This is a genomic window from Burkholderia stabilis (assembly GCF_001742165.1).
GTDB classification, from domain to species: domain Bacteria; phylum Pseudomonadota; class Gammaproteobacteria; order Burkholderiales; family Burkholderiaceae; genus Burkholderia; species Burkholderia stabilis.
Window position 1 is genome coordinate 3416679 of the sequence record NZ_CP016442.1, and the last position, 15180, is coordinate 3431858.

Here is a 15180-nt window from a genome sequence, read left to right on the forward strand (position 1 = left end):
GCGCGGCCGGGCGCCGGCGCTCGCGCGTCAGCGCTGCGCGAGCCATGCGTCGACGCGTGCCAGCCCGGCGCGCAGCGCCTCGAACAGCGCCGCGTTGCCGGCGAGCGAGCCCCACAGCGGGCGGCTCGCGCACAGCGCGACGACGGGGTCGTCGGCGTCGACGATCGCGCGCGCGGCGCTGTCGTCCATCACGCCGTCCTGGTACGCGTACGGCAGCGTGCCGCGCGCCCAGCGTTCGAGAAAGCGCAGGAACAGCGCGGGCAGCACGGCGGTGGCGACCGGCGCCGCGCCGCGCGCGAACGATTCGGCGAGCGTCGGCGCGATGAAGCCGGGGATCTTCGAGAAGCCGTCGGCCGCGACGCGCTGGTTCGTATCGAGCACGTACGGGTTGCCGAAGCGCTCGAGCACGACGTCGCGGTAGCGCGCGAGGTCGAGCGGGCTCGGCGTGAGGCACGGGATCACGTCCTGCGTCACGTAGTCGTGCGCGAAACGGCGGATCGCCGCGTCGTGCGTGCCTTCGTGGATATACGTGTACCCGGCGAGCGTGCCGGCCCACGCGATGCAGCTGTGCGTCGCGTTGAGGATGCGGATCTTCGCTTCTTCGTACGGGTGCACGTCGTCGACGAGTTCCGCGCCGGCCAGCTCCCAGCGCGGCCGGCCGGCCGCGAAGCGGTCCTCGATCACCCACTGGATGAACGATTCGCCCATCACCGGGCAGGCGTCGTCGATGCCGGTCGCCGCCAGCACGCGCTCGCGCACGTCGGCGGTCGGGCGCGGCGTGATGCGGTCGACCATTGCGCTCGGCGTGGCGACGTGCGCGTCGAACCACGCGAGCAGGTCGGCCGCGCCGCGCCGTTCGAGAAATTCGCGCATCCCTGCGCGAAAGCGCGCGCCGTTGTTGCGCAGGTTGTCGCAGCTCTGCAGCGTGAGCGGGCCCGCGCCGCGCTTCACGCGTTCGGCGAGCAGTGCCGCGAGCGCGCCGTACAGCGTCGTACGCGCGCCCTGCAGGTCGGCCGCGAGATCGGCGTTCGCGACGTCGAGCCGGTTGTGTTCGTCGAGGTAGTAGCCGCCTTCGGTGACGGTGAACGACACGATCCGGCAGGCCGGGTCGGCGCCGGCGTCGATCAGCGCGGCGAGGTCGATCGACCACGGCAGCACGCGGGTGATCGCGCGGATCGTCTCGTACGCGCGTTCGCCTTGCGGCGTGACGGTTTCGAGCGTGTATGCGCCGTGCTGCGCGGCGAGCGCGTCCATCGTCGTGCGCATGTCGTCGCGGATGTTGCCGACGGTCAGCGACCAGCGTTCGCCGGCCGGCACGGCCGCGTTCACGCGATGCAGATACCACGCCTGGTGCGCGCGGTGAAACGAGCCCGCGCCGATGTGCAGCAGCACGGGTGCGCGGGCGGTGGGCGATTCGCTCATCCGGTGTCTCCTGTTCGTGCCAGTCTTTCCTGAGGATTCGATCATTTGCTCTTTGTGTGAGCGAATGATCGTATTCGGGCGAGCGAAAGTCAAGGCGGGGAAACGGCATTTCGATGGTGCGCTGCGGCGGTGCGCGGGACGAGCGGGAACGAGCGGGAACGAGCGGGAACGAGCGGGAACGGGCGGGAACGGGCGGGAACGGGCGGGAACGGGCGGGAACGGGCGGCCGGCGGGGAAGCGCCGTCAGCGCCATTCGCGTGTGAGCGCGACGAGTTCGTCGAGCAGCTTGCCGGCCGGCCCCGGCAGGATGCCGTGACGACGCCGGAACGCGGTGAGCGTGCGCACCGCGACGACTTCGCGCACCGGCAGCGTGTCGATCGTGCCGGCGCGCTGCTCGGCGCCGTACATCGGCTCGGCCATCCAGCTCAGGAAGCCGGCATGCGCGACGAGGCTCTTCAGCGTCGTGACCGAGCGCGTCTCGACCGCGATGTCGGGCAGCGCGAGCCCGTGCGCGTCGAAGGTCGCGCGCATGTGGTCGAACGGCGCGGTGCCGCGCGGCGGGATCGCCCAGCGCGCGTGCAGCGTATCGGCGAGCGTCGGCGCGCGGCCGAGCGCGCGCAGCGGATGGTTCGGCGCCGCGACGATGTGGCTGCGGTCTTCCCAGCGGCATTCGGGAATCGCGACGATTTCGTCGGTGTCGGGCGCGTGCGCGGACAGCGCGAGATCGATCTCGTGCTTGTTCAGCCCGTCGGCGAGCCGGTCCCACACGCCTTCGAGGATCTCGACGCGCAGGTTCGGCCAGCGATCGAGCACGCGGCCGACCGCGACCGGCAGCACGAGGCTCGCGATGCTGCCCACCGTGCCGACCTTGATCGTGCCCTTCGCGAAGCCGCGCATCGCGTCGAGCTCTTCGCGCGCATGCTCGGCCTCGTGCTGCAGCAACGTCGCGTGCGGCAGCAGCGCCTCGCCGAACGCGGTGAGCTGCACACCCTTCGAATGGCGCTCGAACAGCGGCGCGCCGACCTGGTCCTCGAGCCGCTTCAGGATCCGGCTCAGCGCCGGCTGCGTCACATGCAGCGCATCGGCCGCGCGGCCGAGGCTGCCGCACGCGACGATCGTCGTGAAGGCGCGCAATTGTCGGAGATCGAAAGTCATGTCGAAACGTAATGGCTTTTCGCAAAAAATACAGTATCCGAGAATGGCTTGCACTTCGATACTGTGGAAACCGCCCAGTCATCGAGGAGACACCCGAGCATGTCCGGCCATCCGCCCCCATCCGCCGCACCGGTCACCGTTCGCGATGCGGTCATCGACCTGTTTCGCCAGTTCGGCATCGACCGCGTGTTCGGCAATCCCGGCTCGACCGAGCTGCCGATGTTTCGCGATTTCCCCGCTGATTTCCGCTACGTGCTCGGCCTGCACGAGGCCGTCGTGGTCGGGATGGCCGACGGCCATGCGCAGGCCACGGGCAATGCGGCGGTCGTCAACCTGCATTCGGCGGCGGGCGTCGGCAACGCGATGGGCAATCTGTTCACCGCGTTCAAGAACCGCACGCCGATGATCGTCACCGCGGGCCAGCAGGCGCGCGCGATCCTGCCGTTCGATCCGTTCCTCGGCGCGGCGCAGGCCGCCGAGCTGCCGAAGCCGTACGTGAAATGGAGCATCGAGCCCGCGCGCGCGCAGGACGTGCCCGCCGCGATCGCGCGCGCCTATCGCATCGCGATGCAGGAGCCGCGCGGCCCCGTGTTCGTGTCGATCCCGGTCGACGACTGGGATCAGCCGGCCGAGCTGTTGCCGCGGCGCGAGGTCAGCAGCGTCGTGCGGCCCGATCCCGACGCGCTCGCGCGGCTTGGCGACGCGCTCGACGCCGCGCGGCGTCCCGCGTTCGTGGTCGGCGCGGCCGTTGATCGCGCGGGTGCATGGGACGACGTCGTGCGGCTCGCCGAACGGCATCGTGCGCGCGTGTACGTCGCGCCGATGTCGGGGCGCTGCAGCTTCCCCGAGGATCATCCGCTGTTCGCCGGCTTCCTGCCCGCGATCCGCGAGAAGATCGTCGCGCGGCTCGACGGGCACGACCTCGTGTTCGCATTCGGCGCGCCCGCGTTCACGTATCACATCGAGGGCTTCGGCCCGCACGTGCCGCCCGGCGCCGCGCTCGTGCAGCTCGTCGACGATCCGGGCGTCGCCGCGTGGACGCCGGCGGGCGACGCGGTCGTCGGCAACCTGCGGCTCGCGGCGCACGATCTGCTGGCGCGCCCGGCGCCACCCGAGCGGCCGATGCCCGCGCCGCGTCCGCCGCGCGCGCGCATCGATGCGCCGGCCGCCGGCGAGCGCATGTCGGCCGCGTTCGCGCTGCAGACGCTCGCCGACGTGCGCGACGCGCACGACATCGTCGTCGAGGAAGCCCCGAGCGCGCGGCCCGTGATGCAGGAACACCTGCCGTTCACGCGCAGCGGCACGTTCTACACGATGGACAGCGGCGGGCTCGGCTACGGGATGCCGGCCGCGGTCGGGGTCGCGCTCGCGCAGCCGGGCCGGCGCGTGATCGGCTTGATCGGCGACGGGTCGAGCCTGTATTCGATCCAGGCATTGTGGAGTGCCGCGCAACTGAAGCTGCCGATCACGTTCGTGATCCTGAACAACCGGCGCTACGCCGCGTTACAGGATTTCGCGCCCGTGTTCGGCTTCGGTCCCGACGACCCCGTGCAGGGCACCGATCTGCCCGACCTGGATTTCGTCGCGCTTGCGCAGGGGATGGGCTGCCGCGGCGTGCGCGTCGCGGATGCGGCGTGCCTGCGCGAGACGCTGGCCGACGCGCTGCGTGCCGCGACGCCGGTCGTCGTCGAAGTCGAGATTGCCTGACGCGCAGTGCGCGTCTTTCCGGAGAATTCATGCAAACCGTATCGATGCTGATCGGCGGCGAACGCCGCCATTCGTCCAGCGGCGCGACCTTCGTGCGCCGCAACCCGCTCGACGGCGAAGTCGCGTCCGCCGCGCCCGCGTGCACCGTCGACGATGCGCGCGCGGCGGCCGACGCGGCGGCTGCGGCGTTTCCCGAATGGGCCGCGCTCGGCCCCGGCGCGCGCCGCGCGCTGCTGCTGAAGGCGGCCGCCGCGCTCGAAGCGAAGCACGAGCAGTTCGTCGCCGCGATGGCGGCCGAGACGGGCGCGTCCGCGCTGTGGGCCGGCTTCAACGTGCACCTCGCCGCGAGCGGGCTCGTCGAGGCCGCGTCGCTGACCACGCAGATCGGCGGCGAGCTGATCCCGTCCGACGTGCCCGGTTCGCTCGCGATGGGCGTGCGCCAGCCGGCCGGCGTCGTGCTCGGCATCGCGCCGTGGAATGCGCCGGTGATCCTCGCGACGCGTGCGCTCGCGCTGCCGCTCGCATGCGGCAACACGGTCGTGCTGAAGGGCTCGGAGCTGTGCCCCGTCACGCACGGGCTGATCGTCGAGGCGTTGCAGGAGGCCGGGCTGCCGCCGGGTGTCGTCAACTTCGTGACGAATGCGCCCGAGGATGCGGGCGCCGTCGTCGATGCGTTGATCGCGCATCCGGCCGTGCGCCGCGTGAATTTCACGGGCTCGACGCGGGTCGGGCGGATCGTCGCCGAAGCGTGCGCGCGCCACCTGAAGCCGTCGGTGCTGGAGCTCGGCGGCAAGGCGCCGTTCGTCGTGCTCGACGATGCCGATATCGACGCGGCCGTCGCCGCCGCCGCGTTCGGCGCATTCGCGAATTCCGGGCAGATCTGCATGTCGACGGAGCGCATCATCGTCGACGCGTCGATCGCCGATGCATTCGTCGCGAAGCTCGCCGACAAGGCCGCGTCGCTGCCGCTCGGCGACCCGCGCAACGGGCCCGTCGTGCTCGGCTCGCTGATCGACATGAAGGCCGTCGAGCGCTGCAACGCGCTGATCGACGACGCGCTCGCGCACGGCGCGACGCTGCTGTGCGGCGGCAAGTCTGACAGCACGCTGTTTCCGGCCACGCTGCTCGATCGCGTGACGCCGGCGATGCGTATCTACGCCGAGGAATCGTTCGGCCCGGTGAAGGGCATCGTGCGCGTCGACGGCGAGGACGCCGCGATCCGCTGCGCGAACGACAACGCGTTCGGGCTGTCGTCGGCGGTGTTCAGCCGCGATGTCGCGCGGGCGATGCGCGTCGCCGCGCGCATCGAATCGGGGATCTGCCACGTGAACGGCCCGACCGTGCACGACGAAGCGCAAATGCCGTTCGGCGGCGTGAAGGACAGCGGCTTCGGCCACTTCGGCGGCAAGGCCGGCATCGCGGCATTCACGGACCTGCGCTGGATCACCGTGCAGACCGCGCCGCGCCACTATCCGTTCTGACGAGGCCGCCGACGATGAAGATCGCGATTCTGGGCGCCGGCGCGATGGGCTCGCTGTTCGGTGGGCTGCTGGCGGAAAGCGGCGAGGCCGTCACGCTGATCGACGTGAACGACGCGCATCTCGACGCGATTCGCCGCGACGGGCTGCGCATCGACGACGATCGCGGCGAACGGCGCATCCGCGCATTGCAGGCGGTGCGGCCCGAAGCCGCGCAGGCGGACGCCGTCGCCTCGCCCGATGCGTCGTTCGACCTGCTGATCGTTTTCACGAAATCGCTGCATACGCGTAGCGCGCTTGACGGCGTGCGCGCACTGCTGGGCCCGCATACGTTCGTGCTGACGCTGCAGAACGGGCTCGGCAACGTCGAGACGCTGAACGCGTTCGTGCCGCTCGAACGCATCCTGGTCGGTGTGACGACGTGGCCGGCCGATGCCGCGGGGCCCGCGCACGTTCGCTCGCACGGTGCCGGCACGATCCGCATGATGACGGCCGACGGCGCGGCGCGCCCGTTCGCGGCGACGGTGGCCGACGCGCTGTCGCGCGCGGGGCTCGCGTGCACGCTCGATGCCGACGTGTGGGCCGCGATCTGGGAGAAGGTCGCGTTCAACGCGGCGCTCAACACGCTGTGCGCGGCGACCGGTTGCACGGTCGACCAGCTCGGCAACCATCACGACGGGCCGCGGCTCGCGCTCGCGATCGCGGCCGAGACGGCCGCCGTCGCCCGTGCGAAAGGCATCGCCGTCGATGGCGAACGCATCGCGCGCAACGTCGGGCATGCGATCCGCGAACATCGCGGCCATCGCCCGTCGATGCTGCAGGACGTGCTCGCGGGCCGCCGCACGGAGATCGACGCAATCAGCGGCAAGGTCGTTGCCGCTGCGCGTGAAACGGGCGTCGCGGTGCCGCATACCGAGACGCTGCTCGCGCTCGTCCGGCTGATCGACGCGCGGATCGACTGAGCGTCAGGCCGGCGGCCGGCTTGCGCTACATCACGCAACGAGCCGCCGTGCGCCGCGCGCAGGCGCGGGATTGAAACAGGTTGGACACGATACCGGCGCGGTGCGTTGACGCCGGCCGCGCAGCAAGAGATCCGGGCACGCGCCGATGCGCCAGCCCGGGCAACTGGAGACGTCATGAAAACCATCGAATGCCGTTGTCTTGCCGCGCGCCGTTCGCGCGCGTTGCCGCCGCTGCGCGGCGCACGGGAGGTCGCATGAGCACGCGCGACGGATTGCCGCCGCCGGTCGACATCGGCGCGACGCTCGACGACGGGCCGTTCACGACGATGCAGCGTTGCGTGGTGTTGCTCGCCGCGCTCGCGATCGTGCTGGATGGCTTCGATGGCCAGCTGATCGGCTTCGCGATTCCGGTGCTGATCCGCGAATGGGGCATCACGCGCGGCGCGTTCGCGCCGGCCGTCGCGGCCGGGCTGATCGGGATGGGCATCGGCAGCGCGTGCGCGGGGATCGTCGCGGATCGCTTCGGCCGCCGCCAGGCCGTGATCGGCAGCGTGTTCCTGTTCGGCGTCGCGACCTGCGCGATCGGTTTCGCGCCCGACGTCGCGACGATCGCGATACTGCGGTTTTGCGCGGGGCTCGGGATCGGCGGCGCGCTGCCGACGGCCACGACGATGACGGCCGAATACACGCCCGCGCGGCGCCGTACGATGATGGTGACGGCGACGATCGTCTGCGTGCCGCTCGGCGGGATGCTCGCCGGCCTGTTCGCGCACGAGGTGCTGCCGCGCTACGGCTGGCGCGGGCTGTTCTTCGCGGGCGGCGCGCTGCCGCTCGTGCTCGGTTTCCTGCTCGTGCGTGCGCTGCCCGAATCGCCGCGTTACCTCGCGCGGCGCCCGGCGCGCTGGCCGGAGCTCGGCGCGCTGCTCGCGCGGATGCAGCGGCCGGTCGCGCCGGGCACGACGTTCACCGATGCGAAAGACGCGCGTGCGCCCGGCGCCCGCGGCGGCTTCGGCGCGCTGTTCGAGCGCGGCCAGGCGCGCGACACGATCGCGCTGTGGTGCGCGTTCTTCATGTGCCTGCTGGCCGTGTATGCGGCGTTCAGCTGGCTGCCGACGATGCTCGCGGCGAGCGGGCTGAGCGTGTCGGTCGCGGGCGCGGGGCTCACGGCATACAACCTCGGCGGCGTGATCGGCGCGCTGCTGTGTGCATGGGCGATCACGCATGCGGGCTCGCGCTGGCCGCTCGCGTTGTGCAGCATCGGCGGCGCGGCGAGCGCGGTGTGGCTGATGGGTGTCGATGCGAGCCGTCACACGGGCTGGCTGATCGTCGGGCTCGGCATGCACGGGCTGTTCGTCAACGCGGTGCAGTCGACGATGTATGCGCTCTGCGCGTACATCTACCCGACGGCGGTGCGCGCGACGGGCACCGCGAGCGCGCTCGCGTTCGGCCGTCTCGGCGCGATCCTCAGCGCGTTCGCGGGCGCGATCGTGATTACGGCGGGCGGGGCAGGCGCGTACCTGACGATGCTGGCTATTGCGATGGGCGTCGTGTGCGTCGCGTTGCTCGCGGTGCGGCGGCACATTCCGCGGCTGTCGCGCGCGCAGGCGCTGCCGCACGAAGGGGAGGAGCTGGCCCGCACGTCGTCGTGACGGCGGGCGCATGACGTGCGTTACAGCGTGGTGCGCACGTGCCAGAGCTCGGGGAACAGCACGACGTCGAGCATCTTGCGCAGATACGGCGCGCCGCTCGTGCCGCCGGTGCCCTGCTTGAAGCCGATGATGCGCTCGACGGTCGTCACGTGACGGAAGCGCCACTGGCGGAATGCGTCCTCGAGATCGACGAGCTCCTCGGCCATCTCGTAGAGCTCCCAGTGCTGCTGCGGATGACGGTAGACCTCGAGCCACGCGGCTTCGACCGTTTCGTCGTGCAGCGTCGGCTGCGTCCAGTCGCGCTCGAGCCGCGCCTGCGCGATCGGGAAACCGCGCCGCGCGAGCAGACGCACGACCTCGTCGTAGAACGACGGCGCTTCGAGCGTCGCGCGCACCTGTTCGAGGATGTCAGGGCGGTGCGCATGCGGCTGCAGCATCTGTACGTTCTTGTTGCCGAGCAGGAATTCGAGCTGGCGATACTGGTACGACTGGAAGCCCGACGACTGCCCGAGATACGGGCGCATCGCCGAATACTCGGATGGCGTCATCGTCGACAGCACGCTCCACGCCTGCACGAGCTGCTCGAGGATGCGCGACACGCGCGCGAGCATCTTGAACGCGGGCGGCAGCGCATCGCTGCGAACCGCGTCGAGCGCGCCGCGCAGCTCGAACAGCGCGAGCTTCATCCACAGCTCGCTCGTCTGATGCTGGATGATGAACAGCATCTCGTTGTGATCGGGCGACAGCGGATGCTGCGCATCGAGGATCGAATTTAGCGACAGGTAGTCGCCGTAGCTCATCGACTTCGAGAAATCGAGCTGCGCGTTGTGCCAGCCGGCTTGATCGGCGGCGTCACCGGGCACGTGCGGCGCTTCGTGCGCCGCGTGTTGCGCCGGTTGCGCGGCGCGTGCGCCCGAGAACGGGCAGCCCGCCGGCGCGTCGCTGCCGGGTGGCTGCATATGACCAGAATTCACGACTTTCTCCAGATTTGAATGACAGTGGCGCGGCGCGCGTTCGGTGCGCGCCGGGCGAGGCCGGTCAGGTCACCGCGCCGCGTTCGGCGAACTCGGGCGCCTTCCACGCGTCGGTCGCCAGGATGTCGCGCAGCGTCTCGACGGCATCCCACACGTCGACGAAGCGCACGTAGAGCGGCGTGAAGCCGAAACGCAGCACGTACGGCTCGCGGTAGTCGCCGATCACGCCGCGCGCGATCAGCGCCTGCATCACTTCGTAGCCGTGCGGATGCTCGAAGCTCGCCTGCGAGCCGCGCTGGTGATGCGCGCGCGGCGTGACGAGCTTCAGCGACAGGCCCGCGCAGCGCGCTTCGACGAGCGCGATGAACGCGTCGGTCAGCGCGAGCGACTTGCGGCGGATCGCCTGCATGTCGGTCTGCAGGAACACGTCGAGCCCGCATTCGACCATCGACATCGACACGATCGGCTGCGTGCCGCACAGGAAGCGCGCGATGCCCGGATCGGGCGCGAAACCCGGCTGCATCGCGAACGGCGCGCGGTGGCCCCACCAGCCGGACAGCGGCTGCGAGAAATGCGCGTGATGGCGCTGCGGCACCCAGACGAACGCCGGCGAACCGGGGCCGCCGTTCAGGTACTTGTACGTGCAGCCGACCGCGCCGTCCGCGCGCGCGCCGTTCAGGTCGACCGGCACCGCGCCGGCCGAGTGCGCGAGATCCCACAGCATCAGCGCGCCCGCGTCGTGCACGAGCTGCGTGACGGCCGGCATGTCGTGCATGTAGCCGGTGCGGTAGTTCACGTGCGTGATCATCGCGACGGCCGTGTCCGCACCGAGCGCGGCAGGCAGGTCGGCCGGATCGTCGATCAGGCGCAGTTCGTAGTCGCCGCCGAGCTGTTCGATGAGCCCCTGCGCGATATACAGGTCGGTCGGGAAGTTCGACCGCTCCGACACGATCACGCGGCGCTCGGGCGCGCGTTCGGCCTGGTGGCGCACCATCGCCGACAGCAGCTTGAACAGGTTGATCGAGATGGTGTCGGTCACGACCGTTTCGCCGGGTGCGCCGCCGATCAGCGTCGCGAGCTTGTCGCCGAGGCGGCGCGGCAGCGCGAACCAGCCGGCGGTATTCCAGCTGCGGATCAGGCCTTCGCCCCATTCGGCGTCGATCACCTGCAGCGCGCGGGCGGCCGACGCGCGCGGCTGCGCGCCGAGCGAGTTGCCGTCGAGGTAGATCACGCCGTCGGGCAGGGAGAACTGGTCGCGCAGCGGGGCAAGCGGGTCGTCGCGGTCGAGCGCGAGCGCGTCTTCACGGGTCTTGATCATGATGTCGGGTCGTAGGTCGGATGAATCAGCTGGCGCGGGCGGGCAGCGCGCGCAGCACGGCGCGCACGGGGCTCGCGTCGAGCGTCGAGAATTTCAGCGGGAGGGCGATCAGTTCGTAGTCGCCGGGCGGCACGTCGTCGAGCACGATGCCTTCGAGGATCGCCATCCGATGCGCGCGGATACGGAGATGCGCGTCCATCGTCTTCGATTCCTGCGGGTCGAGCGACGGCGTATCGATGCCGATCAGCTTCACGCCGCGCGCGGCGAGCAGGTCGATCGTTTCAGGGGCGACCGCGCAGAAGCCGGGGTCCCATTGCGCGACCGGCGCCTGCGCGCAGGTGCGCAGCAGCACGCGCGGCGGCACGCCGTCGAGCGCGGCCGCGACGTCGTCCGGCCGCACGACCGGCGATGCGCCGATGCAATGGATCACGCGGCACGGGCCGAGGTAGGTGTCGAGCGGCACGGCGCCGATCGGCGCGCCATCGGCGTCGTAGTGCAGCGGCGCGTCGCAGTGCGCGCCGGTGTGCGGCGACAGCGTCAGGCGCGCGACGTTGACTGGCGAGCCGGCCTCCATCCGCCATACGCGTTCGACGGAAACCGGCGTATCGCCCGGCCACACGGGGGTGGCGGGGCTGACGGGCGGCGAGATGTCCCAGAGTGTGTCCATGGCATGACGAATCGGTGAGTCGATCCTTCGAATGATAGGTGGACGCTCGCAGAAAGTGCTTGCGAAATAAACATGGACAATCCGCCGGATTGGCAGATAATTCGACTCAGAGGGAAAACGGGGACCATAAATGCACGCGATCACGCTCGATGCCACCGACTGCCGGATTCTGGCGGTACTGCAGGAGGAGGGCAGAATCAGCAATCTCGACCTGGCGGAACGCATCTCGCTTTCGCCGTCCGCCTGCCTGCGCCGCATGCGCCTGCTCGAGGAGCAGGGCGTGATCGAGCACTATCGCGCCTGCCTGAGCCGCGAGAAGCTCGGCTTCGAGCTCGAGGCGTTCGTACAGGTGTCGATGCGCAACGAAGAGAATCAATGGCACGAGCGCTTCGCGGAAGCGCTGCGCGAATGGCCGGAGGTGGTCGGCGCGTTCGTCGTGACCGGCGAGAGCCACTACCTGCTGCGCGTGCTCGCGCACAACCTCAAGCACTATTCGGATTTCGTGCTGAACCGGCTCTACAAGGCGCCGGGCGTGATGGACATCCGTTCGAACATCGTGCTGCAGACGCTGAAGGATGAAGCCGGCGCGCCGGTCGGGCTGGCGCGCACGGGCGCGATCAAAGCCGTGTGAGGCCGTGGAAGCCGCCGCCGTGGAACACGAGCGGCGGCGTGTCGTCCGTGGCTGCGCGCACGCCGCAGCGCTCCACTTCGCCGACGAAGATCACGTGGTCGCCTTCGTCATAGCGGCTGCGGTTGTGGCATTCGAACCATGCGAGCGCGCCGTCGAGCACGGGCATTCCCGAGTTGCCGGCCACGTGCGCGATCCCTTCGAAGCGATCACCCTTGTACGTCGAGAAACGCTTGCACAGGTCGAGCTGCGACGCCGCGAGCACGTTCACCACGTAATGGCTGTTGCCGCGGAACACCGGCGTCGACGCCGATTTGTGCGCGAGGCTCCACAGCACGAGCGGCGGATCGAGCGATACCGAGTTGAACGAGCTGGCGGTGATGCCGATCAGTTGCCCGGACGGCGCGCGCGTCGTGATCACCGTCACGCCCGTCGCGAACTGGCCGAGCGCCTGGCGGAAGGCGGCCGAGTCGAAATCCGGCGGATTGGCGTGGCTCATCGGGCGGCCATCCGGAACGAAACGGGCGGGCGCGGCGCGACGCGGGTGTGACGGGCGCGGCGGACGAAAGGCGACAAGGCGGTCGATTGGGAAGTGGTGCGCATCGCCCGATTTTAGCGGAATCGGGGCCGCCGGGCCCGGCCGGACGGCGTATTGCGAGGATAGCGTGAGGTAGCGAACACTGCTGCAGGCTGCCCGATTCGCGATGGCGGGCGGATCGGGGCGGCTGTTCTGTCGCGGTTTTGTGCGGCGCAGCCGGGTTGTCCTTCCGTCGATCAGTCTGGTTCTCCAACTCCACCTTCAGCCGCCAAGTCGCCAAGTCGCCAAGTCGCCGGTCGACCACCGACTCCCGCGCTATCGCGCCGCCGCCAACCCCAGCGACAGCGCACCCGTCACGATCAGGCTCGACGCCCAGACCGCATCGAGATTGAACCAGCTCCGCGCTACGAACTTCAGCCCGAGATAGCGGTACACGAGCCACGCGAGCCCGCCGCCGGCGGCGATCATCGCGGCGGCGTGCACGGCCGCGACGACGAGCGCCATCCCGAGATGAGTATCGACGAGCGTGGCCGCCGCGCGATGGCCGGCGTCTCGGTCCAGTCCGCAGAGCCCGAGATAGATCGGCACCAGCATCAGCCCCGCGCCGTGCGCGATCGCGACCGCGAACGACCACAGGCCGAGCCGCGCGGGCGGGATCCGCGCGAGCGCGCGCGGATGCCGGCGCCGGATCAGCAGCACGGCGCCGAAGCCGATCACGAGTGCGCTCGCGCCGATCCGGATCGCCGATTGCCATGCGAGCAGCGCGGCGAGCAGCCCGAACGGCAGCATCACCGCGAATACCGCAAGCACGTGGCCGAGCGCGAGATAACCGAGCGCCGCGACGAGCGCGCCGCCGCGGCGCGTCATCAGCGCGTTCGACACCGCGAGCGGCCAGCCCATCGCGGGATTGAGCCCGTGATAGACGCCGCTCGCGAGCACGGCCGCCCACAGAGCGAACTGCGCATGCAGGCCGGTGCTCAACGCTTGACCGACGGATAGCAGAACGAGTCGGTCGAGCAGTCGCCGCCTTCGAGCCGGATCTGGTGCGCGCGATAGCCGTCGGGGAACTCGACCCAGTAATCGTCGGCGAGGGTCAGGCCGCCGTCCGGCCCCGCATGCGCGAGCACCTGCGCGGCCGGCACGCCGTCCGGATAGAACTGGTCGTCCCACGTCGAATAGAGCGAGTTGGTCCAGTACACGCGCCGGCCGTCGCGGCTGATCTCGACCATCTGCGGGCCGCCCGCGAACGCGCGGCCATTCGAATGCGGTGCGCGGCGCACGATGCCGCCGATGCGCACCGACCCCGCGAGCACCGGATGGTGCGGGTCCGACACGTCGTACTGGCGCATCTCGCCGGTGCCCCAGCACGATACGTAGAGGAAGCGGTCGTCGAGCGACAGGTCGATGTCCGTCACGAGCGGCGGCACCGCGCCGAACCCTTTCAGCAGCGGCGGCAGTTCGTCGGCCGCGGCTGGTTCGGCGGGAATCGTCGCGGTTTTCTTTACATGGAACTTGCCGCCTTCGCGCCACCAGGTCCAGATCGAGCCTTCGAGATTGGTCGTGTCGACCACGACGCCGACGAACCCGTATTCGCGCGCCGGATCGTGCGCGGGCCGCACCTCGAGCGCCATCTGGTGATGCGCGCCGAGATCGATCGTCTGCACGTTGCGCCGCGCGCGCAGATCCCAGAAATGCAGCCGGTGCCCGTATTTGTTCGCGAGCAGGTCCTCGGGCACGATGCCGTTCTCGAATTGCGGCGGCAGCGCCCATTCGCTCGACACCATGTAGTCGCGCGGCAGGTTCCACCAGAAGTCGTAGTGCTTGTCCTGCGGGCCGCGGTCGATCTCCCAGCGGCCGAGCACGTCGAAGCTTTCGCAGTCCATGATGAAGATGCCGGGCGCGCCGTCGGTGCCGTCCTTGCCCGCGCCGCCGAGCGTGCTCACGTAGATGCCCTCGGGGCCGCAGTGAACGGTGTGCGGCCGCGAATAGCCGGTCTTCGCGAAGATCTCGTCGGGTTCGATGATCTTGTGGATGCGCGCCTGCGTCGGGTGCGGCTTCGTGTCGATCACGTAGATGCGCGACGAGCGCAGGCCCGGGATGATCAGGAAGCGGCGTTCGAGGAACGCATGGCCGGTCAGCGGCGACAGCGACGACGAACACGCATTCCAGCCGAAGTGGTGAAACTCGTCGCCGGTGTTCGGCATCGTCACCGTATGCACGATTTTTCCGTAGGTCGGCGAGCCGGGTTTCACGTCGATCACGGCGAGCGCGTCGGGTCTGGAAAAATCGGGGCTCAGCAACAACGTATAGGCGAATGTTTCCGCCGGCGCCTGCATCGCAAGCTCGGGCGAAGCGTGAAACGTCGGGTCAGGCCGCATGCTCATGGTAGTGCCCTCTCGGTGGTATCGGATCATGGACGCACGGCCGAGCGCTGCGGGCGTGCGGGTCGGAGTGGCCGCGCGGCGCGATGCATGCCGGCGGGCGCGATCGGCAGGCGAATGCACGCGTCGGCGAGACGCGCGGCGCCGTGCATCAGATCGTGAAAGCGGGTGAAGGCGATGCGCCGGATCGCCGCGTGCGGGGCGACGCGGGGGCGCGAAATCGCGATGGTGCGGGTGAAGCGCCGGCTCGCGGCGTGGCGGCGGCCGGGCCTGCGGCGCGGGCGATGTCTGTCAAGACGTG

Annotated in this window: 13 protein-coding genes; 5 read left to right on the top strand and 8 right to left on the bottom strand. The window is 70.1% G+C overall.

Annotation, left to right across the window (positions count from 1 at the left end; genetic code table 11):
- Nucleotides 1-27: 27 nt before the first annotated feature.
- Together dalD and BBJ41_RS15885 are read right to left on the bottom strand one after the other, a co-directional pair.
- On the bottom strand, nucleotides 28-1422 hold the full coding sequence (gene dalD, locus BBJ41_RS15880) for a D-arabinitol 4-dehydrogenase (RefSeq protein ID WP_069747195.1): 1395 nt from the start codon (nucleotides 1420-1422) through the stop codon (nucleotides 28-30).
- A gap of 243 nt (nucleotides 1423-1665) precedes the next feature.
- The gene (locus BBJ41_RS15885; RefSeq protein ID WP_069747196.1) at nucleotides 1666-2577 is read right to left on the bottom strand and encodes a LysR family transcriptional regulator; all 912 of its coding nucleotides are present in this window, start codon (nucleotides 2575-2577) and stop codon (nucleotides 1666-1668) included.
- A 99-nt stretch (nucleotides 2578-2676) separates the two neighbouring features.
- On the opposite strand from BBJ41_RS15885, the gene mdlC reads away from it, so the two are divergent.
- The 4 genes from mdlC to BBJ41_RS15905 all read left to right on the top strand — a co-directional run bounded on the left by mdlC (nucleotide 2677) and on the right by BBJ41_RS15905 (nucleotide 8373).
- Nucleotides 2677-4284 carry a benzoylformate decarboxylase gene (gene mdlC, locus BBJ41_RS15890; RefSeq protein WP_069747197.1) on the top strand — a complete coding sequence of 536 codons (1608 nt, stop codon included), beginning with the start codon at nucleotides 2677-2679 and terminating at the stop codon, nucleotides 4282-4284.
- Between the two features lie 29 nt (nucleotides 4285-4313).
- The gene (locus BBJ41_RS15895; protein WP_069747198.1) at nucleotides 4314-5765 is read left to right on the top strand and encodes an aldehyde dehydrogenase; all 1452 of its coding nucleotides are present in this window, start codon (nucleotides 4314-4316) and stop codon (nucleotides 5763-5765) included.
- Between the two features lie 14 nt (nucleotides 5766-5779).
- A complete protein-coding gene (locus BBJ41_RS15900; protein ID WP_069747199.1) occupies nucleotides 5780-6724 on the top strand; it encodes a ketopantoate reductase family protein in 945 nt (314 codons plus the stop codon).
- Between the two features lie 254 nt (nucleotides 6725-6978).
- On the top strand, nucleotides 6979-8373 hold the full coding sequence (locus BBJ41_RS15905; protein ID WP_069747200.1) for an MFS transporter: 1395 nt from the start codon (nucleotides 6979-6981) through the stop codon (nucleotides 8371-8373).
- 20 nt (nucleotides 8374-8393) lie between these two features.
- Here the strand turns inward: BBJ41_RS15905 and kynA are convergent, their stop codons facing one another.
- From kynA to kynB, 3 genes are all read right to left on the bottom strand, one after another.
- Nucleotides 8394-9332, bottom strand: a complete 939-nt coding sequence (gene kynA, locus BBJ41_RS15910) for a tryptophan 2,3-dioxygenase (protein ID WP_069747201.1) — start codon at nucleotides 9330-9332, stop codon at nucleotides 8394-8396.
- 79 nt (nucleotides 9333-9411) lie between these two features.
- Nucleotides 9412-10665, bottom strand: a complete 1254-nt coding sequence (kynU, locus tag BBJ41_RS15915) for a kynureninase (protein WP_069747202.1) — start codon at nucleotides 10663-10665, stop codon at nucleotides 9412-9414.
- A gap of 25 nt (nucleotides 10666-10690) precedes the next feature.
- Entirely contained in the window at nucleotides 10691-11332 is a 642-nt protein-coding gene (gene kynB, locus BBJ41_RS15920; RefSeq protein ID WP_069747203.1) for an arylformamidase, read from the bottom strand.
- Nucleotides 11333-11462: 130 nt separating this feature from the next.
- On the opposite strand from kynB, the gene BBJ41_RS15925 reads away from it, so the two are divergent.
- The gene (locus BBJ41_RS15925; protein ID WP_006477992.1) at nucleotides 11463-11963 is read left to right on the top strand and encodes an Lrp/AsnC family transcriptional regulator; all 501 of its coding nucleotides are present in this window, start codon (nucleotides 11463-11465) and stop codon (nucleotides 11961-11963) included.
- Here BBJ41_RS15925 and BBJ41_RS15930 read toward each other — a convergent pair.
- From BBJ41_RS15930 to BBJ41_RS15940, 3 genes are all read right to left on the bottom strand, one after another.
- Nucleotides 11950-12459: a flavin reductase family protein gene (locus BBJ41_RS15930; RefSeq protein WP_069747204.1), complete on the bottom strand. Its 510-nt coding sequence runs from the start codon at nucleotides 12457-12459 to the stop codon at nucleotides 11950-11952. The two genes, BBJ41_RS15925 and BBJ41_RS15930, sit on opposite strands and share 14 nt — an antisense overlap.
- A gap of 354 nt (nucleotides 12460-12813) precedes the next feature.
- On the bottom strand, nucleotides 12814-13479 hold the full coding sequence (locus tag BBJ41_RS15935; RefSeq protein WP_069747205.1) for a hypothetical protein: 666 nt from the start codon (nucleotides 13477-13479) through the stop codon (nucleotides 12814-12816).
- Entirely contained in the window at nucleotides 13476-14882 is a 1407-nt protein-coding gene (locus tag BBJ41_RS15940; protein WP_069747206.1) for a selenium-binding protein SBP56-related protein, read from the bottom strand. The genes BBJ41_RS15935 and BBJ41_RS15940 overlap by 4 nt, the downstream gene beginning before the upstream one ends.
- Nucleotides 14883-15180: the final 298 nt, after the last annotated feature.

What these genes read in the sequence shown, in the direction of transcription:
- dalD (WP_069747195.1), bottom strand. Translation starts at nt 1,422, where the DNA reads ATGAGCGAATCGCCCACCGCCCGCGCACCCGTGCTGCTGCACATCGGC.
- BBJ41_RS15885 (WP_069747196.1), bottom strand. Translation starts at nt 2,577, where the DNA reads ATGACTTTCGATCTCCGACAATTGCGCGCCTTCACGACGATCGTCGCG.
- mdlC (WP_069747197.1), top strand. Translation starts at nt 2,677, where the DNA reads ATGTCCGGCCATCCGCCCCCATCCGCCGCACCGGTCACCGTTCGCGAT.
- BBJ41_RS15895 (WP_069747198.1), top strand. Translation starts at nt 4,314, where the DNA reads ATGCAAACCGTATCGATGCTGATCGGCGGCGAACGCCGCCATTCGTCC.
- BBJ41_RS15900 (WP_069747199.1), top strand. Translation starts at nt 5,780, where the DNA reads ATGAAGATCGCGATTCTGGGCGCCGGCGCGATGGGCTCGCTGTTCGGT.
- BBJ41_RS15905 (WP_069747200.1), top strand. Translation starts at nt 6,979, where the DNA reads ATGAGCACGCGCGACGGATTGCCGCCGCCGGTCGACATCGGCGCGACG.
- kynA (WP_069747201.1), bottom strand. Translation starts at nt 9,332, where the DNA reads ATGCAGCCACCCGGCAGCGACGCGCCGGCGGGCTGCCCGTTCTCGGGC.
- kynU (WP_069747202.1), bottom strand. Translation starts at nt 10,665, where the DNA reads ATGATCAAGACCCGTGAAGACGCGCTCGCGCTCGACCGCGACGACCCG.
- kynB (WP_069747203.1), bottom strand. Translation starts at nt 11,332, where the DNA reads ATGGACACACTCTGGGACATCTCGCCGCCCGTCAGCCCCGCCACCCCC.
- BBJ41_RS15925 (WP_006477992.1), top strand. Translation starts at nt 11,463, where the DNA reads ATGCACGCGATCACGCTCGATGCCACCGACTGCCGGATTCTGGCGGTA.
- BBJ41_RS15930 (WP_069747204.1), bottom strand. Translation starts at nt 12,459, where the DNA reads ATGAGCCACGCCAATCCGCCGGATTTCGACTCGGCCGCCTTCCGCCAG.
- BBJ41_RS15940 (WP_069747206.1), bottom strand. Translation starts at nt 14,882, where the DNA reads ATGAGCATGCGGCCTGACCCGACGTTTCACGCTTCGCCCGAGCTTGCG.